Here is a 21188-nt window from a genome sequence, read left to right on the forward strand (position 1 = left end):
ACGCGACGGCGGCGCCCGCCGCGGTCCAGCAGGGCCGGCAGCCCACCGACGGGCCCGCCATCCTGTTGCCGCGGGTGGTGCGCGACAGCGCCATCGTCGCCTATCGCAACCTGCTCACCATCCTGCGCGTGCCCACCCTGCTGGTGACCGCGACCATCCAGCCGTTGATGTTCGTGTTCCTGTTCGCCTACATCTTCGGCGCGTCCCTGGGCGGCAGTCAGTACCGGGAGTTCCTGCTGGCCGGAATCTTCACCCAGACAGTCGCTTTCAACGCGGCGTTCACCACCGTCGGACTGGCCAACGACCTGCACAAGGGCATCATCGACCGGATGCGCACGCTGCCCATGTCGCGGCTGGCGGTGCTGATGGGCCGCACCCTGTCGGATCTGGTGGTCAACATTCTGGCGTTGGCGGTCATGGTGGCCTGCGGGTACGTGGTCGGCTGGCGGATCAACGGCGCGATCATGGACGCGGTGCTGGCGTTCGGGGTGATCCTGCTGTTCGCGTTCGCCATGTCGTGGGTCGGGGCGATCACCGGGCTGATGTCGCCCAGTGTCGAGGTGGCCCAGAGTGCCGGGCTCATCTGGCTTTTCCCGCTCACGTTCATCTCCTCGGCGTTCATCTCCGGGGAGACGCTGCCGGGGCCGCTGCGCACGGTCGCCGCTTGGAATCCGATCACCGCGGTGTCGGCGGCCGGGCGCAAACTGTTCGGCAACGGGTCGCCGCCCTCGTTCACCCCGGCCACCGGCTGGCCCGCCGACCACTGCGTCGAGTACTCGATCCTGTGTTCGCTGGGCATCCTCGCGATCTCGGTGCCGATGGCGCTGCTGCAGTATCGCAAGGTCGCCAGTCACTGAACAGGCTGGGCCTCCGGTTCCGGCAGCGCGCCCAGCTGGCCCAGCATGCTGAACACGTCGAAAGATCCACGGAATTCGGTGATCCGGCCGTCGCGGACGCGGTAGAACACGACGCCGGGCACCGCCACCGTGCGGCCGGTCGCGGGGATGCCCTGGAACTCGCCGAGCTGGGTGCCGTGCCCGGTCCAGCGTTCGACCACCCGATCGTCCTCGGCCAGCAGCTCTTCCACGGTCGCGTGCCAATCGGGGAAGGCGGTCCGCACGGCGGTGTTGAACTGTTTCAAGCCCTCGATGCCGCCGACCTCGGGGGCGTGGATGACGACGTCGGCGGCCATCAGTTCATCGGCTGCCGCCAGCCGGCCCCCGCTCCAGAATTCGTTGACGAAGTGCTGTACCAGCGCCTTGTTCGATTCGGACATGATCTCTCCTCGACTCGATGTCGCGGCTCGGGATGAGCCCCATGCATCGACTGTGCGCGGCCGCGGCGGCGGAGAACATTCCAGAAAACTGGTATCCCGCGGGTGGTGGCGCGGTCGTAGCCTGAGGTGATGGGACAGCACCGATCGACCGATCGGGCACGGCGAGACATCGTCCGCCTGTGTCATTCCGGCTTGGATGCCGACACCGTCCTGAGCGAATCCCTCACCGCCCTGCGCGCGGCCGTCCCGATCGCCGCCTACTGGGCTGCCACCACCGACCCGGCCACCGTCCTGTTCACCGGTTCGGTCATCGACGCCATCCCCGAATCGGCGACACCGCTGTTCCTGGCCAACGAGTTCCTCGACCCGGACGTGAACCATTTCCGGGTGCTGGCCACCGCGCCCGACCCGGTCCGCTCCCTGTTCGACGCCACCGAGGGCACGCCCGACGCCAGCGCCCGCTACCGCGACATCCTGACCCCGCTCGGCATGGGTGACGAACTGCGGGCGGCGTTGCGGACCGGGGACGCCTGCTGGGGTGTGCTGTGCCTGCACCGGGAACCGTCTCCGGCCGGCTTCCGGCCCGACGAGATCGTGTTCGTGCGGTCGATGACCGCGCATCTGGCCGAGGGCCTGCGCGCGGCGGTGCTGCTGTCGGAGGTGGATTCCGGCGCCGACGGCCATCCGGCCCCCGGCCTGCTGCTGCTCGACGACGCGGGAACCCTGCTCGCGCGCACCCCCGAGGCGAGTGTCCTGCTCGCCGAGGTCGCCGATCACCCGGCCCGCGCCGCGCTGCCGCAGGCCATCGTGGCGGTGGCGATGCGGCTGCGCAGCCTGGAACAGGACCCGAATTCGCCTGCGGTGCCGCGTATTCGACTGCGCACCCGGTCGGGCCGTTGGCTGGTGGCCCACGCCTCCCGGCTGCACACCGATCCCGGCGCGGATGCGGGCGGCCCGATCGCGGTCATCCTGGAACCTGCCCGCGCCCCGGAGATCGCGCCGCTGAAACTCGCGGCCTACCCGCTGACTCCGCGCGAGCAGCAGATCGCGGCGCTGGTGCTGGCGGGCAATTCGACCCGGCAGATCGCCGACGCCCTGGTGGTGTCGCCGCTGACGGTGCAGCAGCATCTGAAGTCGATCTTCGAGAAGTCCGGCGTCCGCAGCCGCCGCGACCTGGTCGCCAATCTGCTTGCCGCCCACTACGGCTCACCGCACTGATCTCGACCGCGCGCTGCCCGGGTCCCGAGCCGGTGGGGACGGGATCGGCCCGTGCGGTGCCGGGCCGCCGCGCGCCCCCGATACACGACGGATCCCCCGCACCGATCGGTGCGGGGGATCCGTGTGGTTCGTCGCTGGGCGGTCAGCCGCGGCGGCGGGACTTGATCAGGTCCATGCGCTCCTGCAGCAGCTCCTCGAGCTCTTCCTTGCTGCGACGCTCGAGCAGCATGTCCCAGTGGGTGCGCGGCGGCTTGACCTTCTTGGGCTCCTGGGTGGTTCCCTCCATGAGGGTGCCTTCCTGGCCGTTGCGGCACAGCCAGGTGGGCGGGATCTCCGCGTCGTCGGCGAACGGGACGTCGAATTCCTCGCCGTTGTCGGTGCGGTACCGCGCCATCCGACGCGGCGCCAGGTCGTGGTCGCGGTCGGTCTCGTAGCTCACCGCTCCGAGCCGAGACCCCCGGAGTACGCGATCTGCCATGAGTGCGGTCCCTTCTCGCCTGTCGGCAATGTTCTACTTCAGTGTTTCTGCAGCTGCGGTACATGGTGTCAACGCAGCCGTGCACGTTTCGGTTCCCGTGGGGAGAACCCTGCCATCCTACCCGTGCGGGTCGCCCGGTTTGCTGCGGCGTGCCCTTCCACCCGGTCGGGGCCCGGAACCGCTAATGTGTCGGACCATGTCTCGACGCGTGCTGTCCTGCTGCCAGTGGTGCGGGCGGGAGATCGCCGAATCGGAGATCGGACGCCGCCGCCGGTACTGCCGGCAATCGTGTCGCCAGCGGGCGTACGAGCATCGAAACAGCGTGAAGGGCACCGGTATTCCCGAGGATTCGGTGGTCCTGAGCGCCCAGGAGGTGTCGGATCTGTCCGACCGCTGGTTCGCTGCCCGCTGCGCCGCCGAGGACGTGGCCACGGCCGTGTCCGAGGGTGCGGAGATGATCGAACTCGCCGATCTCACCGCGACATTGGTGGCGTTGACCCGTGAGGCCGAGCGGCTGCGCTGACCTCGGTGCGCCGGGCGCGCCCGCTCAGCGCGTACACCAGGGCGATGCCCGCGGCGGTGACGGCGGTGACAAGGCCGAGCGCGGTGAGGGTTTCACCGTCGGGCGCGGTCACCGGCTGTCCGCGCAGTGCCTGCCACAGCAGCACCGCCACCAGTCCGGTGTAGCCGAGCGCGAACACCCCGATCACGCGGGCGCGGGTGCGTTCGGCGCGCAGCCATCCCACCGTGGGGGCCAGCCGGGCGAGCACGATGGCGGCGACGATGAGCAGTTGAATGCCGTGCAGCCCCGCGAAATGGGCGATCCGCACATCGCCGCCGGCGGTGCTCCAGTGCGTGACCGGCATGTCGGCGACCCCGTCGCGGAGCGCGGGCTGCCCGTGCTGCACGGTGTGGCCGGCGGCCAGGGTGACCGGGCGGCCGTAGGCGTCGGTGGTCTGCTGTTTGCCGCTGTAGCCCATCAGGTAGCCCAGCGCCATCCCGAACACCGCGATGCCCAGGCCCGCGCGGATGGCCATCGAGGTGGCCCGGTCGGTGACGCGCTGCCACGAAAGGGTCACCGCGATCACCAGATTCGCCAGGAACAGTCCCGGCACGCCGGTCATGAACACCCACTGGCCGATGGTGTTGACCGCGTCGGTCTGGGTGTTGAAGTGGCTGAAGGTGCCGCGCGCGGCCTGCACCACGACGAACCCGACATCCACGACGGCGGTGGCGGCGAACACGACGCCCATCCACCAGGTCAGGCGTTGCCCGCGATGCGGGAACGCCACCAGCCAGGCCAGGGTGCCGCAGTACAGGACCATGGCGATGGCGAATTTGAGCGGTTTGAGCCACACCGTCTCACCCAGCAGCACACGGTCGTCGAAGACCATGGCGCACAGGCAGAACAGGGCCAGGGCGGCCATGGCGGCGGTGGTGGCGAGCAGGGGCCGGTGCAGCCGGCGCCGGGGTGCGGGGGCGGTGAGCGGCGCGAGCGTCGGACGATCGAGCGTGGTCATGGAGGTGACGGTAGGTTCGCGGCCCGCCGCGCCACGTCCCCCGGCGGTGGGGCTGCGACCCCGTACCCGGGTATGAGATCAGCCCCGGCGGTAGGGGCCGGGGCTGTGCTCGGGTGGTGCGAATGGTGTTGTCGCACGGGTCGATCCGTGCACCCCTCATCGGTGCTCGGAGCGGGCCGGTGCCTAGTCGGCGACGCCGAAGTCGACGCCGCGCGCGGCCAGCCAGCCGATCGGGTCGATGGGCGAGCCGGGGGCGGTGTGCACCTCGTAGTGCAGGTGCGGTCCGGTGGAGTAGCCGCGGCTGCCGACGGTGGCGAGCACGTCGCCGGCCCGCAGCGGCTGGCCGACCTGGACCAGGATGTCCTGCATGTGGCCGTAGACGCCGATGGTGCCGTCGTCCTGCTGCACGCGCACCCACAGGCCGAAGCCCGAGGCGGGGCCGGCCTCGATGACGGTACCGTCGGTGACGGCGCGGATCGGGGCGCCGAAGCCCTCGCCGAAGTCGATGCCGGCGTGCATGGCGCCCCAGCGGATGCCGAAGCCGGAGGTGAGCGGCCCGTCGACGGGGCGCACGGTGGCGGGGTGGCCCGGGGTGGGCAGGCCCGGCAGTGGGGGCAGCTGGATGTTGAGGCTGCTCAGGTAGTCCAGCACCGGCTGCGGCACGATCTGAGGCTCCTGGGCCTCGCGCGGGGTGAACGCGGTGAACTGGGTGTCCGCGGAGGCGGAGGCGATGGCCACGGGGTCGTGGGCGTCGGGGCTGGTGGCAGCGAGGGCGGCCATCGAGGCGCCGACGAGGGCGGTGACGGCGGCGGCACGGGTCGCGGCTGCTCGGTATCGGCTGGTTCCCCGGAAGCGGGATAACGAATCGGTTACGGGCATGTCTCGAAGCTACGAGATCTCAGCTTCGGTTAAGAAACCCTGTTGCGACCGTCACGTTGGTACAAAAGCCCAGTTCGCTAGTTACAGTCCGATAACGACACGCGGGTAATTCCGGGATGACGTTGGCCTGTGATGGTTACGCGTGTATTGACGTCGACCTCGACTCGACGGCACTCTAGGTAAGTGGTCACTAACGGAGTGAAGGTGCTCGGTGCGCTCGCGGACGACACCCGGCGCGCGATCTTCGAGACCCTGCCGCAGGGGCCGAAGTCGGTCGGTGAGATCGCCCAGGCGCTGGGCGTCACCAGCTCGGCGGTCTCCCAGCATCTGAAGATCCTGCGCGAGGCCCGCCTGGTCATGATGCGGCCGGAGGGCAACCGCCGCCTCTACTCCCTGGACCCGCGCGGCCTGGCCGACGCCCGCGACTATCTCGAACAGTTCTGGCCGAGTGCTATCGCCGCCTATTCGGCCGCGCTGTCCACCGCGGAGGCCGAGCCGCCACCCGAGCAGTAGCGGGCCCGGGTGCGCGCCGCAATGGGCTGTCAGCCGACGCGGCGGTAGGCCTGCTGGGCTCGGCGGTCGAGGCCCGTGCCGGGCCAGGGGCGTTTGCGCAGTTGTTTGTCGACGGCGTTGACCACTTCCGGGACGCCGATCTTCAGCAGTCCGGGGTCGATGTCCTCGGCGTCGGGGTCGCCCGCCTGGCCGGCCCACAGCACGGCGTGGCGGCCGAGCAGGTGCGGGGGCGGGCCGCTGCGGCTGGGCGGGTTGGGGCCGAACAACAGCACGGTGCGGGTGCCGAAGGCGGTGGCCAGGTGTGCGACGCCGGTGTCGCCGCACACGACGAGGGCGGCTTCGGCGACGGTAGCGGCCAGTTCGATGAGGTTCTGTTGTCCTGCGAGGACTCGCGCCGGTGAGAGTCCCGCGCGGGAGGCGACGCCGAGTGCGGTCTCGCGTTCGGATTCGTCACCGGTCAGCACGACTTCGCGATCCTGGACCAGCAGGTGGCGGACGACCGCGGCGAAGCGGTCCGCGGGCCAGCGCCGGGCGGCCGCGCCCGCGCCGATGTGCACGACCACGGCGTCGCGGTGGCTGGTGGTGGCCACCGGCGGAACCAGGCCGAGGTTGCGGCGGTCGGCGGCGATGCCGTCGGATTCGAGCAGATGGCACCAGCGATCCACGTCGTGCATGTCGGGTTCCCAGGCGGGGCCGGGCAGGTCGGGGAAGGACGGATTGCGGTAGGTCAGGATGCGGTCGGGCGCGGTGCGCGACAGTTCGACGATGCCGTCGGCGCCGGGGCCGTGCAGGTTGACCGCGAGGGCGGGTGCCGGACCGTCCCAGCGCAGGGCGACGGGGTCGCCGACGGGGACCATCTCGTCGACGCAGGCGATGAGGTCGACGATCGATTTGAGGCGGTGGGGGGCGGCGAGTGCGATGTGATCGCCGGGCCGGGCCCGGCGCAACGCACGCAGGGCGGGGACCGCGGTGAGCAGGTCACCGAGTCCGCGTGCCCGCAGCACTAGTACAACCGCCACTGAACCTCTCCTAGCCGCCACGCTGCCCGCGAACCTTGCGGTCCACCACGTGTGGGGACCATCGGGTGAGGACTACCCGGCCTGTCCTGGGGCGAAACCCGCGGACCGGTTCGCACGAATCGTCCGGTGGACGCCGGTGTGGCGGAACGAGAATCGCAGGTACTACCGGCTGTCGTTGAAGGGGGTCGATCGATTACCGTGTGGTCTCATGACCTTCGTCTACAACCTCATGGTGACGGCTCATCTGCTGGGTATGGCGGCCGTGGTCGGCGGGTATGCCGCCGCGCAGCCGCGGGTGTCGGAACTGATGGTGTGGGGCGCGCGCGTGCAGGTCCTCACCGGCGTGATCCTGGTCGGCATGGCCGAGTCGATCGATTCGCTGCACAAGGACCCGAACATGGCGAAGATCATCACCAAACTGGTGGTGGCCGTGGCGGTCGCCGCGTTCGCCGAGATGGGGCGCGCGGATGCCAAGCGCGGCAAGGAGGTGGCGTGGATGACCCACGCGGCCGGTGGCCTGGCGATCCTGAACGTGCTGATCGCGGCCCTGTGGAAGTGACCCTCGGCGAGAGGGCAAGCGCGACAATCGGTTAGCGAACCACCGATGCCGCATCGAGTGCAATCGTGCACTCGATGCGGCATCGGTCGTTTCCGGGTCAGGGCCGGGCGATGAGCTGTGCCGGGAGGTCGCGGGCGGCGTGGCGGGCGAGGGTCTTGGCGAGTTCGGCGGCGACGACGGCGTGCCCGGCCATGGTGAGGTGGATCAGGTCGGCGGAGAGCCAGTCGGGGCGCAGTCGCGCGGGGTGGTCCCAGAATTCGGTGAGCAGGGCGTCGTGGCGGTGCGCGACCCGGCGCACGATGTCGGCGAATTCGGCGAACCGTGGCTGGAACGGGGCCATGCGCCCGATGAAGCGGTCGGCGAGGGTGAACATCATCGGTTGTGCGCCCGTCGCGGTGGCCCGCTCGCACAGCTCGTCGAGGGCGGTCTCCACGTCGGGCATCTCGGCCCCACGCAGGAACAGGTCGTTGCCGCCGCAGCTGATGATCACCAGGTCCGGGCCGAACGCGTCGAGCGCGCCGAGTTGCTGCTCGCGCACCTCGGCGATGACCGCGCCGGGCACCCCGGAGTTGAGGTAGCCCGCGCCGGGGTGGGCGGCTTGCAGCCAGTGGCCCAATCGGTCTGCCCAGGGCCGGGTTTCGTAGCCGGGCCACGGGTCGCCGGTGCCGGCGGCGGTGGAGTCGCCGATGACGGCGAGCCGCCGGAACGGCACGGTCTGCAGCATGGCGGCGGCCGCGGCGTCGGCGAGTGTGTACGGGTCGGTGGTTTCGGTGCGCTCGGTCATGGGGTGGGCTCCTGGGTGCGGATCGGCAGCGCCGCGAGCACGGCCGTGGCGAGGGCGATGGCGGCGCACAGAGCGAACAGGGTGTGGAATGCCGTCAGCGGTTCTCGGGGATGGGCGGCGAAAACCGCTGCCAGCAAGGCGACTCCGAGCGCGCCGCCGGATTGGCGGGCGGTGATGTTCATGCCGACTCCGGCGGCGAACCGTTGCGGCGGCAGCGAGCGCGCGGCGGCGGTGCCCAGCACGGTGACCAGGATGCCGATCCCGCCGCCGCCGAGGATCCCGGCGGGCACCCACGCCGACCACAGTGCGGGGGTGGCGTCGAATGCCGAAGTGCTCATATAGAAGGTGGAGGCGGCGAACATCAACGCGCCCAGTACGCCCAGCCACCGCTGCCAGGGCACGGGTGCGCGTCCGGCGAGTACCGCGGTGATCATGGACGCGACCGCGCCGACGCTCATCGCCGCGGCCGCGCGCAGCACCGAGTACTGCCACACCGCGTCGAGCCACAGTGGTCCGGCCAGCAGCCACGCGAACATGGTGGCGCCGAAGACGAAGGACACAGCGTTGACGAGGGCGTAGCTGCGGCTGCGCCACAGTCCGATGGCGATGGCCGGGCGGGGATGCCGCCGCGAGCGCCACAGTGCCAGGGCCAGCAGGGCGAGTCCGCCCAGTCCGCTGCCCAGGGTACGTACATCGGTCCAACCCCATTGCTGCCCTTGGGTGACGGCCGCGACGACGGTGCCGATGCCCAGGCCGGTGGCCGCCGCCCCGAGCAGGTCGGGCAGTCCGTGCGGTTGCCGGTGTTCGCCGCGGGCCAGTCGCCATCCGGCGGCGATGAGCGCGACCGCGATGGGCACGTTGATCACGAAAACCGAACGCCACCCGAACCAGTCGACGAGCGCGCCTCCGACGGCCGGGCCGACGGTGGCGGCGAATCCGCCGGCCGCGGTCCAGGCGGCCATGGCCATGCCGACGCGTTCGGGCGGGGTGCTGCCCAGGACGAGTGCGAGTCCGGCGGGGATGAGGAACGCGGCGGCGCCGCCTTGCAGGAAGCGTCCGGCGATGAGCCAGTCCGCGCCGGGCGCGAGCGCGCACAGCAGGGAGGTGAGGGCGAATCCGGCCAGGGCGGTGAGGAAGACCCGGCCGCGGCCCAGGGTGTCGGCGAGTTGTCCGGCGGGGGTGAGCAGGGCGGCGAAGGCGACGGCGTAGCCGCTGACCACCCAGGTGAGGGTGGTGGCCGCGGTGCCGGGGTAGTCGCGGGTGATGGCGGGGAAGGCGATGTTGACCACGGACAGGTCGAGGAAGGACATGAAGGCCGCGCCGGAGGCGACGAGCAGGGCGAGTCGGGCGGGCCGGTCGGTGGCGGGGGTCGGGGGTGCGGCGGCGTCCGGGAGAGGCGGCCGTTGGGTGGTGTCGGTCATGACGGGCTCTCTGCGTAAGGGGTCGGACCGGAATCAAAACTGTACGCACGATCGTTCGTATTGTTGAAAAGTACGACCGATCGTGCGTTTATGCAACAGGTGATGCGAGGATGGATAGATGGACGAACCGGTGCAGCCTCCCGACCAGGAGATTTCCGATCAGCGCCGCCTCAAGGGCGACCGCGCCCGCGCGAGCATCGCCCGCCACGCCGCCGACGTGGCCTCGGTCGAGGGCCTGACCGGGCTGAGTCTCGGGCGCCTGGCCGAGGACCTGGGCGTCAGCAAGTCCGGGGTCGCGACGCTGTTCGGCAACAAGGAGAACCTGCAGCTGGCCGCGGTGGCCGCCGCCCGCGAGGTGTTCATCGACCACGTCATCCGCCCGGCGCGCAGCGCGGAGCCGGGCATCGCGCGGCTGCGCGCGCTGATGGACCGCTGGTTCGAGTACGTGAGTGCGCCGGTGATGCCCGGCGGCTGCTTCCGCGCCGCGTGCGTGCCCGAGTTCGACAGCCGCCCGGGCGCGGTGCGCGACGCGTTGGCCGCCGATCGCGCCGGCTGGTTCGCGGTGCTGGCGAAGGAGATTCGCCGCGCCCAGGAGCAGGGCGCGATGCCCGGCGTGGACCCGCAGGCGATGGCCTTCCAGTTCGACGCGGTGATGGCGGCGGCCAATACCGCCGCGCGCCTGGGTGATCCGACGGCGCTGCCGACCGCGCGCACCATCGTGGACACACTGCTGGGCTCAGCCGCCGAGCAGTGATCGCAGGCCTGACCGGCGCGAATCCGTAATCGATTCCAGCGCTGCAATCGTGCACCCGATGCAGCGACGGCCCGACGCGGCCCGGATGCGTGCGATGCGTGAATGCAGTTCCGGCGCAGCCGGTTTCACGTGGAGCAATGCATCGGCGTGTTTGCTATCCGCGTGGCGCGTACATGATGAGCGCGACCCCGAGCAGGCACACCAGCGCCCCGGCCACATCCCACCGGTCGGGCCGGAAGCCGTCGAACACCATGCCCCACAGCAGCGATCCCGCCACGAACACGCCCCCGTAGGCGGCCAGGATCCGCCCGAAGTGGGCGTCGGGTTGCAGGGTGGCCACGAACCCGTAGCAGCCCAGCGCGAGCACCCCGGCCCCCATCCACGCCCAGCCGCGGTGCTCGCGGACCCCCTGCCAGATCAGCCACGCGCCCCCGATTTCGGCGACGGCGGCCAGCCCGAACAGCACGATCGATCGCAACACGGTCATGGGAGCTCACCCTAGAGTCCGTGCCCGGCCACCGGCCGGACCGCCCCGCGTGCGGTCCGACCGGTCGCGATCATGGTTGCGCCGGGGCGTTCTCGAACAACTGCTGACCCAGATAGCCGCCCGGACCGGGCACCCCTGGCGGGATGGCGAACACCGCCGACCCGACCGGCGTGGTCCATTGGTTGAGGGCGTCGAAATCGGCCAGGCGCTGCTGCACCGGCAGATACTGGGCGTCGACGTCCCGCTGGAACGACGCGAACAGCAGCCCCGAGTTCGACACGTGCCCGGGGGCGGGCGCGTCGTCGTAGTTGTAGCCGCGGCGCAGGAACCGCTCCCCGTCGTGGGCGTGGTGGGCGCGCGCCACATGGGAGGACGGCGGGATCTTGGGGATCCCGTAGCGGTCCACGGCCGCGAAGTCGGGTTCATCGAATTCGCGGGTGCCCGACAGCGGGGCGCCGGTCTCGACGGTGCGTCCGACGGTGATCGCCCGGCCGTCGGAGTCGAGTTCGTCCCAGGTGTCGAGGTTCATCGCGATGCGCCGCAACACCATCGAGGTCCCTCCGGCCAGCCACGGCCGCGTCGCGCCGTCGTCCCACACCAGGCGATCGAAATCCGGTGTGTCCGGGGCGATGTTGACCGTTCCGTCGACCGAGCCCATGAGATTGCGCATGGTCTGGCCCTGGGGCGCGTCCCGGAAGCCGCGCTGCACCCACCGCACCGACACCAGCGACTTCACGTGCTTGGACAGCACCCGCACCGCGTGCGCCACCGTCGTCGCCTCCGCGCCGCACACCTGCAACAGCAGATCACCCCCGCACCAGGCCGGATCGAGCCGGTCGATGGTGAACGGCGGCAACGGTTTCAGCCAGTGCGGGGCCTGCGATTGCAATCCCGCCGCGGTGAACACGCCGGGCCCGAACCCGGCGGTCACGGTGAGCCGGGCCGGCCGCGCGGCCAGTTCCGGTTCGGTGTCGGCGAGCGCCGGCTTGCCCTGGGTCAGGCGGGCGGCGTCGTCGGTCCAGATCTTCAACAGCCCGATGACGTCCTCGCGCCCCAGACCCGGTTTCAGGTCGAAGGCGACGAACGCCGCGTGCCGGGGCGGCTCGGTGGCGATCCCCGCCTGGTGCGGGCCGTAGAAGGCGACCGTGTCCAGCCCGGGATCGCGATCGTGCTCGCGGTGGCCGAGAGTGGCCGCGCCCCAGCCGATCCCGGCGGCCCCGGCCGCTCCCGCCGCGACGGCGCCACCGCCGAGCAGCCGTCGCCGCGACAGCCGGGGCGCCCGCGCTGCCGGGTCAGCCACCGTGGGCGGCGTTGTCGCCGGAGGGCTGGTAGTTCTCCTTGCCGCCGGCGAAGTCGCGCACCTGCGCGTTGACGGTCTTGGTGGAGCCGTCGGAGAAGGTGAGGGTCAGCGTGGCTTCCGAACCGGTGCGCAGCGGGGCCTCGAGGTCGATGAACATGAGATGTTCCGCGCCGGGCTTGAGGATCGCGGTGCCGTGTGCGGGAATGACCAGCCCGCCCGCCTTGGGGCGCATCGCCTTGTCGCCGGAGGCGTCGGCCACGACCTCGTGGATCTCGACCCGCGCCGAGGCCGGGCTGCTGGCCGCGACCAGGTTCACCGGCTGATCGGAGGCGTTGGCGAGGGTGCCGAACGCGGCCGACATCCCGCTGTCGGCGGCCTTGATCCACTGATCGGTCAGGCTGATCGCCGACGCCGCGGTGGCGGGCGACGACGAGGAGGTCTGCGAGGACGAGCAGGCGACGGGCAGCAGCGCCAGCGTCGTCACCGCCGCGGCCGCGCCGACCCGGCGCGCGAACCCGCCGGTGCGGAAGCGGAAGCTGTGGCAGAAGGGCATCTGGGACATGTGAGAACTCCGTATGTCGTAGGAAGGGAAGCCACCCCGGCCCGGGATCCGGCGACACCGGGTCTGCGCGGGACGCACTCGGTCAGCGCCAGGCGCTTCGGGCCACCGTGCGGGGCCGTCAGCGCCGGGTCAGCGTCCGGTGTGCGCTCGGCGCATTCGGTTGCAGTACGGCGTATCCGACGGTCACCGCGTTCGGCGCATCTGGTTGCGGCGCGGCGTATCCCTGGGTCACTGTGCTCGGCATGTTCTGCCGCAGTGTGAGCATCCGTCGGCGCCGTGCCAGGTCTCGGCTCGGGGTGTAATCAGCGTGGGGGTGCATCGGTTACCAGGCGCTGCGCATTCGACGATGGCGCAGCACACGATTCGGGCGTCTGTACCGGAGAAGTGGCGTCAGGCCGGAACGAGGTCGGTGTACCGTGCGGCGGTCGCGGGCGGCCCGCGTCGTCCGATGCCCGGGCTCACCAGCAGCCGTCGCGCCACCGCGCGGTCATCGGCCACCCTCGGCCGCATCCGGTTCGACTGCGGCGCCAGGACCGCGCCCAGTGCGAGCAGGAACCTGCGCACACTGGTGACGGCGCGCCGCATGCCCGCCTCGGCGGCGCGAATCACGATCGCGCCCACCGGAATCGCCACCAGGTGGGCGATCAGCATGGCCGGCGAGGACGAATGATGGTGGTGCCCCGGCGACATCGACAGTGCGGCATGCCCGATGGCCTGCCCGGCCGCCAGCATGCCCATGGTCCCGGCGAGTCCGTGGCGTGGCCGCAGCGAGGCCACCACGACCCCGATCACCGTGCACGCGGCCAGCAGTAGTGCCAGTGCCGAGCCGTCGGCGAGGGTCGCGCCGCCGCCGAGTCCGTGCGCGAGGATCGCGACCGCCCCCGAGGATGCGCCGACGGCAGCGCCGCGCAGGCGCGCGGTGTGATCCGTCGGTGAGCGCACCGCGTCATGCTACGACGTCGCGTCGTGGACGGTGTTTCCAGGTGGTATGACCGGCGTCTCCACAACATCTCCACACGCGGCGCGTCCCATCTCCACGCCGGTTGCCTAGTGTCGGCTGCATGGAAACCAGTGCGCGCCGGATCCTGGTGGTCGAGGACGAGCCGACCATCGCCGAATCGATCGCCGCCCGCCTGCGCGCCGAGGGCTACATCGTCGACATCGCCCACGACGGACCCGCCGGGGTGGCGGCCGAGGCGGCCGGGGACCCGGATCTGGTGGTGCTGGATGTGATGCTGCCCGGTTTCGACGGCCTCGAGGTGTGCCGCCGTATCCAGGCGCGCCGCCCGGTGCCGGTGCTCATGCTGACCGCCCGCACCGATGAGACCGACATGCTCATCGGGCTCGGCGTCGGCGCGGACGACTATCTGACCAAACCGTTCTCCATGCGGGTGCTCGCCGCCCGCGTGCACGCCCTGCTGCGCCGGGTGGAGCGCACCGCCGCACCGGTGGCCACCATCCTGGTCGGCGATCTGCGCATCGACACCGATCAGCGGCGAGTGTGGCGCGCCGACAGCGAAACCCAGCTCACACCACTGGAATTCGAGCTGCTCGTGCATCTGGCGCGGCGGCCGCGCACGGTGCTGGCCCGGGAACGACTACTCAGCGAGGTGTGGGGGTGGGCCGACGCGTCGGGCACCCGCGCGGTCGACAGTCACATCAAGGCGTTGCGCCGCAAGCTGGGCGCGGACCTGATCCGCACCGTGCACGGCGTCGGTTACTCCCTGGAAGCGCGATGATCGGCGATACCGAGGCTCCGATGACCGGGGTGCGGGCACTCGCGAACCGGGTGGCGGCCCGCCTGCCGCGGCCCCTGGACCGGGTGCCGTCGATCAAGGCGAAGCTGGCGATCCTCATGGTCGGCTCCGGCGCGGGCGCGTTCGGCTACTTCGCGATCCGCATCGGCGTGCTGCCGCCACGCGCCACCGTCGTCGCCATGGTGTTCGCGCTGCTGATCTCCCAGGTCCTGGCCCACGGGATGACGATGCCGTTGCGGGAGATGACCGCCGCGGCCAAACACATGGCGCAGGGCGACTATTCGCGCCGCGTGCGCGCCACCTCCCGCGACGAGGTCGGCCAGCTGGCGGTGGCGTTCAATCACATGGCCGCCGACCTGGCCGCCGCCGATCAGCAGCGGCGCGAGTTCATCGCCAATGTGTCCCACGAACTGCGCACGCCGATCACCGCCCTGGGCGCGGTGCTCGAGAACCTGGTCGACGGTGTCGCCCAACCGGATCCGGCGACCCTGCGCACGGCCTACGCCCAAACCCAGCGGCTGAGCCTGCTGGTGTCGGAACTGCTGGCCCTGTCGAGCATCGAGGCGGGCGCGGTGCGCCTGGACCGCGAACCGGTGGAGCTCGAGCCGCTGCTGAGCGAAGTGGTCGCCGAGGCGGAGGTGATGGCCGCGGCCGTGGACCGACCCGTCCGCTTCACCGTCGCCGTCGCCCCCGGCCTGACCGTGCACGCCGACCCCGCCCGCCTGCACCAGGTGCTGCTCAACCTGCTCGACAACGCGACCCGGCACGGCCCCGCCCACGGTGAGGTCCGGGTCCACGCCCATACCGCCCACGGCGGCCGCACCGTCATCGAGGTCTCCGACGACGGCCCCGGCATCCCCGCCGCCGAACGCGCCGGCGTCTTCGAACGCTTCACTCGCGGCGGCCGCGCGACCGGCGGCGGCACCGGCCTGGGCCTGGCCATCGCCCGCTGGATCGTCGACCTGCACGGCGGCACCATCGCCGTCGCCGACCCGGGCTCCCGCATCCGCATCACCCTGCCCCCACCCTGACCGACAGTCCCGATCTCACCCATTCCCGACCGTGCCCCGGCGACACACCGTGTCGCCGGACCGGTCCCGCACACCCGATGGAGGAAACCCATGCCCGACACACCCGCACCACCTCCCGATCCGGCCCCGGATTCGGCGAGCACCCCTGCTCCCGAATCCCCGACCCCGGCCGAACAATCCGCCACGGCCGCTCCTGATTCGGCGATATCGACCGATGGTTCTGCCGCGGCCGTCCCCGATCCGGTGACATCGGCCCAGGGAGCTCCCACGCCTGCGGCCGAACCGGCCATGGCCACCGTGAGTTCCGCGGCGGTGCAGGGACCGGCGAGTGCCAGGTCCGTACCCGCCGATCCGACACCGCCTCTCGTCTCGGCGGTTGCGGCGCCGGCGATGACGGGTGCCGCGCCGACGGGATCCGGTGGTCCCGCGCCGTGGGCCGCCGCCTGGCCCGCCCCATGGCCAACTCGTCCCACCGCGGTCACGCCATCTGGCACGGCCTGGCTCTATCAGACTGCGCGGCAACCGATTCCGCAGCCGATTCCGCCGCGGTCCGCGCGGGTTCCGGTGCCGAACGGGTTGCTTGCCGCCACGGCCGCTGCGGGGTGTGCGGCCGCGGTACTGGTGCCCCTGGACCGTCCCGGCATCGGATGGGTGCTCACAGGCCTGGCGATCACGGGCGCTGTGTATGCGGTCGACAGAGCAGCGCGACATGCGGATTGGGACGAATACGAAGACGACGAGCCGGACGATTACGAGGACGACGATTCGGACGATTACGAGGAAGCCGATTCGACCGGGGGACAGAACCCGCCCGCACGCGACGAGGCCGCCGCCCACGATGGCGCTCCGGAACGTGCCGTGCTCGCTGATCGGGAGGGATCAGCGGATCGTGGCGTGACCGGTGATGGGAACGCGACTCCTGATCGTGCGGGGTCCGCTGATGGTGCGATGGCTGCCGATGACGGTGTCGCTGCCGTCGGCGACGGCACTGCCGGGGATCGGCCGCGCACGGACGAGGGACCGGCCGTCGAGGTAGACGCCGAGCGTCCAGGATTGCTGACGCAGGTGCCGTGGGATCGAGTGTGGTGGACGGGGGTCGCGCTGGCGTTGTTGTCCGTCGGTGCGTTCCGGGCTGCGCCTTGGCTTTTCGTGTTGTGCCTGGTGGGTGCGGCGTTGGCGGGGTCGTTGGCGGTGGTGCGGCGCTCTGCGCACGGGTTGCTGTTCGACGTGTTCGCGGTTCCGCTGTCGGCGGCGAATTCGACGCCCTGGTTACAGCGGGCGATGTCCCGGTCCCGGGCGCGCGTGGGTTCGGGTACCCAGCGGGTGTGGTGGTCGATCGGTGTCGCGGCCGTCCTGCTGTTGATCATGGTGCCGTTGCTGGCCGGCGCCGACGCGGTGTTCGCGGGTCTGGTGAACGGGCTGCTGCCCAGCATCGACGTGCCCAAGGTGCTGCGCTGGGGTGCGGTGTTCGTGGTCGCCGGGCTGGGTGTCTCCGGGTCGCTGTTCCTGCTGGCCGGTCCGCCGCCGCCGGCCGATGACGACGCGCCCCGGCGTGCGCGCCGCTTCTCGCCGCTGGAGTGGGGAATCCCGGTGGGCGCGTTGACCGTCGTGTTCGCGGCGTTCGTGGCCACCCAGGTGGCGGTGCTGTTCGGTGGCGACGGCTACGTTCAGCGCACGGCGAGCCTGACCTATGCGGAGTACGCGCGCAGCGGCTTCTGGCAGCTGTCGATCGTGAGCGTGCTGACCCTCGCGGTGATCGGCATCGTGCTGCGGTACGCCGGGCAGGAGACCACCGGCGAACGCCGGCTGCTGCGGATCGCGGTGGCGGTGGTGATCGCGCTGGTGCTGGTGATCGTCGCGTCGGCGTTGCAGCGCATGTGGACCTATCAGCAGGCGTACGGGTTCACCGTGCTGCGCCTGCTGGTGGAGGTGTTCGAAGGCTGGATCGCCCTGGTCTACCTGCTGCTGTTCGCCAGCCTGGTGCGGTTGCGCCGGACCTGGGTGCCGCGCGCGGCTGTCGGCGCGGCCCTGGCGACCCTGCTCGTCCTGGCCGTGTCGAACCCCGAAGGTTTCGTCGCCGACCGCAATATCGACCGCTGGCAGACCGGCAGGCCCCTCGACTCCAAGTACCTGTCGACCCTGTCCCCGGATGCGCTGACCGCCACCGGCCGCCTGCCCGACGCCGAACGCGCCGCCATCGAGGACGTCATCCGCGACCACCTGTCCGACGACTCGTGGCAGGGCTGGAACTATTCGCGCGCGACCGCGTCCCGCTGATCAGTCGAAGGCGACCGGCGTCCAGGTCGCGCCCGCGTCGCGGGTGGTGAGCATCATGGTGGCGAGCTGTGTGCTGCCGGGGCGCGCCAGGATCACGAAACCGTTTGTCTCGGTGACGAACTCACCCGCCAGTTCGCGCCAGTTCCGGTCCGGCGCGGTGTAGCCGACGGTCCAGGTTTCGCCGCCGTCGGTGGACGTCAGCAGGCGTTCGCCGACGGCGGCGACGAGATGGGTGGCATCGGCCGCGATCAAGGCGGCGTCGGCGGTCAGCGTCGGCGACAGCTGCCCGGTCTCGGTGAAGGTGACTCCGCCGTCGGTGGAGGTCATCAAACGGGTCGTGGTGCCCCCGTCGGAGTACGGCCCGGACCGGCCGCACAATGCGACGAGCCGCTTCTCGGACAGGGCATGCCAGTCCGCCGGACCGTTACCGCCGCACGGCAGCTTCCACGGCGCCCAGGTGCCGTCGACCAGGCGAGCGGCTTCCTGGCCGCGGTTGGTGACGACCATCCACGCGCGGCTGCCGGCGACCTCGAGATCGGCCGTCAGATGGGGGCCACCGGCGCCGGGCACCGGGATCTCGGTAGGGCCGGTCCACGCATCGCGGGACAGCGGACTGGTGAACAAGACGGTTCGCTCACCCGGCTGCACGCTCGCCACGTGGACACTGCCGTCGGTCACCGCGAGCGACCAGCCGTTCACCACCGCGTCGAGCTCGATATCGGCCTCGCGCCAGGTCGTTCCGCCGTCGTGGGTGGAGAAGAGCTTGTTGCCGACCCCGATCCAACCATTGCGGGCGTCGGCGAACTTCAGCCATCCGTCGTGGGAACCGGCGTCACGCAGCGGAGCCGGCAACGCCACCTGCTGCCAGGTGTGCCCGCCATCGGTGGTGTGGCGCAGCGACTGGCAGGGACCAGTCGGGCACGGGTAGCTGCGGCCCAACACCCAGCCTTCGGTGGCGGAGACGAAATTGATCGAATCCGGTTGGAAGCCGACCGGTTCCGGGTCCGCGACCGTCGTGGCGACCGGCTTCGCGTCCGGTGTGTTGGTCGCGGCGGCCGTCGTGGGCTTCGCCGACGCGGCCGCGTGCGTCGAATCCGGCCCGCTCCCACCGTCGTCGACGGTGAGTCCTGCGATCACCCCCGCGGCGAGCACCGGCATTCCGACCCCGATGACTCCGGCCACAACGACCGGATTCGCCCGCAACCGCACCGGCCGGGACTCCCTTCGACACGAACCCGGACCGCCGCATCGGGCAGTCACCCGGGCGGCCCTGTGGCACAACGGGGTCGAGTATGCCTGCTGGTCGTGCGATCCGCCCACCCCGGTTTCAGCGGGGTGCGCGTTGCGCCGCCAGCCGGACCGCGACATCGCCGATGAGGTCGTACGGGATCGGTTGGCGCAGCGGGAACTTCAAGGTGCCCTTGCCGGCCAGGTAGGGAGCGATGGCCTGCTGGAAGCCGTCGTCGCCGCTGGGCACCGGATACACCGAGACGAAGTTCTTCCAGCCCGCGAAGTACATGATCGTGGTGCCGTTCACCGCTACCGCGGGAATCTGGTAGCTGATCGTCTCCGATGCGCCGGGCAGTGCGGCGTGGATGGTGGCGCGCACCCGCTCGAGGGCTTCCCGCGCGGGGGCGGGTTGCGCGGCCAGGTATTCGTCGACGGTCTGGGGCTCTGCCATGGCGGCCACCTTCCGTGGCTCGGGGGAGAGAGCTTCGTCCCGTTCGACGGTACCGGCCCGCGCCCGCGCGCCGGGCCGATACCCGCCCGGATCAGCCGCGTAGCCGCGCCAGCAGCCGCAGTGCGGTGTCGAGCATGGTGTCCACGGAGTCGGTGACGTAGAGCAGGTCGACGAAGAAGTCGTCGAATCCGGTGTCGGCCGCGACGGTTTCGATGGTGGCGGCCACCTGGTCGAGGTCGGTGCCCGCGCCCACGTTCACCCGCAACACCGTGTCGATGGCTCCGGGGTCGCGTCCTGCCGCCACGGCCGCGTCGTCGATGATCGCGCGCAGGGCCAGCAGCTGCTTGCCCCACCCGGGCGGACCGGGCACCGGCACCACGGGCAGCCACCCATCGCCGCGCCGCCCCACCCGCGCCAGCGCCGCCGGATTGAACGCGGCCAGGTGGATGGGCGGCCTCCGCACCGGCTGGAGCTCGCGGCGATGTTCGGGAACGGTCACGAACCGGCCCGTGTATCCGGCCGGATCGGAGGCCCACATGGCGTCGAGCGCGTCGAGGGTCTCGTCGAGCCGAGCCCCGCGGTGGGTGAACGGCACGTGCGAGGCCGCGTACTCCTCGGGCGACCAGCCGATCCCGAACCCGGCGATCAGCCGCCCCTGGCTCACCACGTCGATCGTGGTGAGCGAACGCGCCAGCTGCGCCGGCGGATACAGGGGCGCGATCAGGACATTCGCCCCCAACCGCACCCGTTCGGTAACAGCCCCCGCGATACCCAGCAGCACGAAGGGGTCCAGGATCGAATTGAATTCGGCGGGAATGCTGTCCGAGCCCCCGTACCCGACCGTCGGGTTGGTGGCCGCGACCAGCCGGTCACCCACCCAGAGGCTGTCGGCCCCCGCCTGTTCCAGCTCGACAGCGTACTGCGCGATCCGCGCCCCGTCCCGGGCGTGCGATCCGAATTGCGGAAGAGAGAAGCCGATTTTCACCCTTCCGGTGATACCAGACAGGATGAACGCGTGGGAGAACACAAGGACCGCATGCTCGCCGGCCGGCTCTACCGCGACAACGATCCCGAACTGGTCGCCGAACGCCGCCGGTGTCAGCAACTGCTCGACATGTTCAACGCCACCCGCGCCGGACAGGACGCGCAGCGGCGCGTGCTGCTGGAAGAACTGCTGGGCGCGATCGGCGAAGGCTCTTGGATCATGCCGAGATTCCAATGCGACTACGGGCATCTGATCCGGCTGGGCCGCAACAGCTTCCTCAACTACGACGCCATCATCCTCGACTGCGCGCCGGTCACCATCGGTGACGACGTCTCCATCGGGCCCCGTGCCCAGCTGCTCACCGCCCTGCATCCGATGGAGGACCACGAACTGCGCAGGCAGCGCTGGGAGACGGCCGCGCCGATCACTATCGGCGACAACGTGTGGCTCGGCGGCGGAGTGATCGTGTGCCCGGGAGTGACCATCGGGTCGAATGCTGTCGTCGGCGCGGGCAGCGTCGTCATCCGCGACCTGCCGGAGAAAGTGTTCGCCGCGGGCAATCCCGCCCGCGTCATCCGCGAGCTGTAATCCGCGGACCCGGGTATCAGCCTGCGACGTCCTCTCGGTGGCCACGTCTGCCGTGCACCAGAACCCAGCGCCTGCGCCAACGTCATTCACTCGTCGATC

24 protein-coding genes are annotated in these 21188 nt (G+C 70.9%); 10 read left to right on the plus strand and 14 right to left on the minus strand.

The genetic code is table 11. The features are described 5' to 3' along the window. The first annotated feature begins 59 nt into the window (after positions 1–59). A complete protein-coding gene (locus tag ACYVKL_RS28890) occupies positions 60–857 on the plus strand; it encodes an ABC transporter permease (protein ID WP_379166711.1) in 798 nt (265 codons plus the stop codon). Here ACYVKL_RS28890 and ACYVKL_RS28895 read toward each other — a convergent pair. Beyond that, positions 851–1276: an ester cyclase gene (locus tag ACYVKL_RS28895; protein WP_379166282.1), complete on the minus strand. Its 426-nt coding sequence runs from the start codon at positions 1274–1276 to the stop codon at positions 851–853. The two genes, ACYVKL_RS28890 and ACYVKL_RS28895, sit on opposite strands and share 7 nt — an antisense overlap. Positions 1277–1405: 129 nt before the next feature. Here ACYVKL_RS28895 and ACYVKL_RS28900 point away from each other — a divergent pair, with 129 nt between their 5' ends. Continuing rightward, positions 1406–2494, plus strand: a complete 1089-nt coding sequence (locus ACYVKL_RS28900) for a LuxR C-terminal-related transcriptional regulator (RefSeq protein WP_379166283.1) — start codon at positions 1406–1408, stop codon at positions 2492–2494. Between the two features lie 142 nt (positions 2495–2636). On the opposite strand, the gene ACYVKL_RS28905 is transcribed toward ACYVKL_RS28900, so the two are convergent. Further along, positions 2637–2972, minus strand: a complete 336-nt coding sequence (locus tag ACYVKL_RS28905; protein ID WP_213555785.1) for an RNA polymerase-binding protein RbpA — start codon at positions 2970–2972, stop codon at positions 2637–2639. Positions 2973–3168: 196 nt separating this feature from the next. Here ACYVKL_RS28905 and ACYVKL_RS28910 point away from each other — a divergent pair, with 196 nt between their 5' ends. After that, a complete protein-coding gene (locus tag ACYVKL_RS28910) occupies positions 3169–3495 on the plus strand; it encodes a hypothetical protein (RefSeq protein ID WP_033086730.1) in 327 nt (108 codons plus the stop codon). Here ACYVKL_RS28910 and ACYVKL_RS28915 read toward each other — a convergent pair. Beyond that, on the minus strand, positions 3446–4492 hold the full coding sequence (locus tag ACYVKL_RS28915) for a hypothetical protein (protein WP_379166284.1): 1047 nt from the start codon (positions 4490–4492) through the stop codon (positions 3446–3448). The genes ACYVKL_RS28910 and ACYVKL_RS28915 overlap by 50 nt on opposite strands. 183 nt (positions 4493–4675) lie before the next feature. After that, positions 4676–5371, minus strand: a complete 696-nt coding sequence (locus ACYVKL_RS28920) for a M23 family metallopeptidase (protein ID WP_379166285.1) — start codon at positions 5369–5371, stop codon at positions 4676–4678. A gap of 183 nt (positions 5372–5554) precedes the next feature. On the opposite strand from ACYVKL_RS28920, the gene ACYVKL_RS28925 reads away from it, so the two are divergent. After that, positions 5555–5884, plus strand: a complete 330-nt coding sequence (locus ACYVKL_RS28925) for an ArsR/SmtB family transcription factor (protein ID WP_379166286.1) — start codon at positions 5555–5557, stop codon at positions 5882–5884. Positions 5885–5913: 29 nt separating this feature from the next. On the opposite strand, the gene ACYVKL_RS28930 is transcribed toward ACYVKL_RS28925, so the two are convergent. Then, positions 5914–6903: a glycosyltransferase family 9 protein gene (locus ACYVKL_RS28930; protein ID WP_379166287.1), complete on the minus strand. Its 990-nt coding sequence runs from the start codon at positions 6901–6903 to the stop codon at positions 5914–5916. Positions 6904–7111: 208 nt separating this feature from the next. On the opposite strand from ACYVKL_RS28930, the gene ACYVKL_RS28935 reads away from it, so the two are divergent. Then, on the plus strand, positions 7112–7462 hold the full coding sequence (locus tag ACYVKL_RS28935) for a hypothetical protein (protein WP_213555781.1): 351 nt from the start codon (positions 7112–7114) through the stop codon (positions 7460–7462). Positions 7463–7559: 97 nt separating this feature from the next. Here the strand turns inward: ACYVKL_RS28935 and ACYVKL_RS28940 are convergent, their stop codons facing one another. Together ACYVKL_RS28940 and ACYVKL_RS28945 are read right to left on the minus strand one after the other, a co-directional pair. Then, complete coding sequence (locus ACYVKL_RS28940) at positions 7560–8246, minus strand: SGNH/GDSL hydrolase family protein (protein WP_379166288.1); 687 nt, start codon at positions 8244–8246, stop codon at positions 7560–7562. Then, complete coding sequence (locus ACYVKL_RS28945) at positions 8243–9667, minus strand: MFS transporter (protein ID WP_379166289.1); 1425 nt, start codon at positions 9665–9667, stop codon at positions 8243–8245. The genes ACYVKL_RS28940 and ACYVKL_RS28945 overlap by 4 nt, the downstream gene beginning before the upstream one ends. A gap of 118 nt (positions 9668–9785) precedes the next feature. Between ACYVKL_RS28945 and ACYVKL_RS28950 the strand changes: the two genes are divergently transcribed. After that, positions 9786–10421 carry a TetR/AcrR family transcriptional regulator gene (locus ACYVKL_RS28950; protein WP_379166291.1) on the plus strand — a complete coding sequence of 212 codons (636 nt, stop codon included), beginning with the start codon at positions 9786–9788 and terminating at the stop codon, positions 10419–10421. A gap of 154 nt (positions 10422–10575) precedes the next feature. On the opposite strand, the gene ACYVKL_RS28955 is transcribed toward ACYVKL_RS28950, so the two are convergent. From ACYVKL_RS28955 to ACYVKL_RS28970, 4 genes are all read right to left on the minus strand, one after another. Then, a complete protein-coding gene (locus tag ACYVKL_RS28955; protein ID WP_213555779.1) occupies positions 10576–10908 on the minus strand; it encodes a YnfA family protein in 333 nt (110 codons plus the stop codon). Between the two features lie 70 nt (positions 10909–10978). Beyond that, a complete protein-coding gene (locus ACYVKL_RS28960) occupies positions 10979–12208 on the minus strand; it encodes a Dyp-type peroxidase (RefSeq protein WP_379166293.1) in 1230 nt (409 codons plus the stop codon). Continuing rightward, positions 12201–12770, minus strand: a complete 570-nt coding sequence (locus ACYVKL_RS28965) for a copper chaperone PCu(A)C (protein ID WP_379166294.1) — start codon at positions 12768–12770, stop codon at positions 12201–12203. The genes ACYVKL_RS28960 and ACYVKL_RS28965 overlap by 8 nt, the downstream gene beginning before the upstream one ends. 390 nt (positions 12771–13160) lie before the next feature. Beyond that, positions 13161–13712 carry a hypothetical protein gene (locus ACYVKL_RS28970; RefSeq protein ID WP_379166295.1) on the minus strand — a complete coding sequence of 184 codons (552 nt, stop codon included), beginning with the start codon at positions 13710–13712 and terminating at the stop codon, positions 13161–13163. 119 nt (positions 13713–13831) lie between these two features. Between ACYVKL_RS28970 and ACYVKL_RS28975 the strand changes: the two genes are divergently transcribed. The 3 genes from ACYVKL_RS28975 to ACYVKL_RS28985 all read left to right on the plus strand — a co-directional run bounded on the left by ACYVKL_RS28975 (position 13832) and on the right by ACYVKL_RS28985 (position 17835). Next, complete coding sequence (locus ACYVKL_RS28975; protein WP_357197054.1) at positions 13832–14509, plus strand: response regulator; 678 nt, start codon at positions 13832–13834, stop codon at positions 14507–14509. Then, positions 14506–15558 carry a HAMP domain-containing sensor histidine kinase gene (locus tag ACYVKL_RS28980; protein WP_379166297.1) on the plus strand — a complete coding sequence of 351 codons (1053 nt, stop codon included), beginning with the start codon at positions 14506–14508 and terminating at the stop codon, positions 15556–15558. The genes ACYVKL_RS28975 and ACYVKL_RS28980 overlap by 4 nt, the downstream gene beginning before the upstream one ends. Positions 15559–16122: 564 nt before the next feature. Next, positions 16123–17835 carry a DUF4153 domain-containing protein gene (locus ACYVKL_RS28985; protein WP_379166298.1) on the plus strand — a complete coding sequence of 571 codons (1713 nt, stop codon included), beginning with the start codon at positions 16123–16125 and terminating at the stop codon, positions 17833–17835. Here ACYVKL_RS28985 and ACYVKL_RS28990 read toward each other — a convergent pair whose 3' ends face one another. The 3 genes from ACYVKL_RS28990 to ACYVKL_RS29000 form a co-directional block, all read right to left on the minus strand. Continuing rightward, on the minus strand, positions 17836–19044 hold the full coding sequence (locus ACYVKL_RS28990; RefSeq protein WP_379166299.1) for a beta propeller repeat protein: 1209 nt from the start codon (positions 19042–19044) through the stop codon (positions 17836–17838). Positions 19045–19162: 118 nt separating this feature from the next. After that, positions 19163–19516 carry an iron chaperone gene (locus tag ACYVKL_RS28995; RefSeq protein ID WP_379166300.1) on the minus strand — a complete coding sequence of 118 codons (354 nt, stop codon included), beginning with the start codon at positions 19514–19516 and terminating at the stop codon, positions 19163–19165. Positions 19517–19607: 91 nt separating this feature from the next. Further along, a complete protein-coding gene (locus ACYVKL_RS29000; protein WP_379166301.1) occupies positions 19608–20501 on the minus strand; it encodes a TIGR03619 family F420-dependent LLM class oxidoreductase in 894 nt (297 codons plus the stop codon). Between the two features lie 30 nt (positions 20502–20531). Here ACYVKL_RS29000 and ACYVKL_RS29005 point away from each other — a divergent pair, with 30 nt between their 5' ends. Next, on the plus strand, positions 20532–21089 hold the full coding sequence (locus ACYVKL_RS29005; protein WP_379166302.1) for a sugar O-acetyltransferase: 558 nt from the start codon (positions 20532–20534) through the stop codon (positions 21087–21089). Positions 21090–21188 lie beyond the last annotated feature (99 nt).

This window comes from Nocardia tengchongensis, assembly GCF_054781395.1.

Excerpts from the sequence above, each read along its gene's own strand:
- ACYVKL_RS28940 (WP_379166288.1), bottom strand. The coding sequence starts at position 8,246 with ATGACCGAGCGCACCGAAACCACCGACCCGTACACACTCGCCGACGCC.
- ACYVKL_RS28980 (WP_379166297.1), top strand. The coding sequence starts at position 14,506 with ATGATCGGCGATACCGAGGCTCCGATGACCGGGGTGCGGGCACTCGCG.
- ACYVKL_RS28920 (WP_379166285.1), bottom strand. The coding sequence starts at position 5,371 with ATGCCCGTAACCGATTCGTTATCCCGCTTCCGGGGAACCAGCCGATAC.
- ACYVKL_RS28900 (WP_379166283.1), top strand. The coding sequence starts at position 1,406 with ATGGGACAGCACCGATCGACCGATCGGGCACGGCGAGACATCGTCCGC.
- ACYVKL_RS28965 (WP_379166294.1), bottom strand. The coding sequence starts at position 12,770 with ATGTCCCAGATGCCCTTCTGCCACAGCTTCCGCTTCCGCACCGGCGGG.
- ACYVKL_RS28935 (WP_213555781.1), top strand. The coding sequence starts at position 7,112 with ATGACCTTCGTCTACAACCTCATGGTGACGGCTCATCTGCTGGGTATG.
- ACYVKL_RS28975 (WP_357197054.1), top strand. The coding sequence starts at position 13,832 with ATGGAAACCAGTGCGCGCCGGATCCTGGTGGTCGAGGACGAGCCGACC.
- ACYVKL_RS28915 (WP_379166284.1), bottom strand. The coding sequence starts at position 4,492 with ATGACCACGCTCGATCGTCCGACGCTCGCGCCGCTCACCGCCCCCGCA.
- ACYVKL_RS28995 (WP_379166300.1), bottom strand. The coding sequence starts at position 19,516 with ATGGCAGAGCCCCAGACCGTCGACGAATACCTGGCCGCGCAACCCGCC.
- ACYVKL_RS28955 (WP_213555779.1), bottom strand. The coding sequence starts at position 10,908 with ATGACCGTGTTGCGATCGATCGTGCTGTTCGGGCTGGCCGCCGTCGCC.
- ACYVKL_RS28945 (WP_379166289.1), bottom strand. The coding sequence starts at position 9,667 with ATGACCGACACCACCCAACGGCCGCCTCTCCCGGACGCCGCCGCACCC.
- ACYVKL_RS28895 (WP_379166282.1), bottom strand. The coding sequence starts at position 1,276 with ATGTCCGAATCGAACAAGGCGCTGGTACAGCACTTCGTCAACGAATTC.
- ACYVKL_RS28905 (WP_213555785.1), bottom strand. The coding sequence starts at position 2,972 with ATGGCAGATCGCGTACTCCGGGGGTCTCGGCTCGGAGCGGTGAGCTAC.
- ACYVKL_RS28910 (WP_033086730.1), top strand. The coding sequence starts at position 3,169 with ATGTCTCGACGCGTGCTGTCCTGCTGCCAGTGGTGCGGGCGGGAGATC.
- ACYVKL_RS28950 (WP_379166291.1), top strand. The coding sequence starts at position 9,786 with ATGGACGAACCGGTGCAGCCTCCCGACCAGGAGATTTCCGATCAGCGC.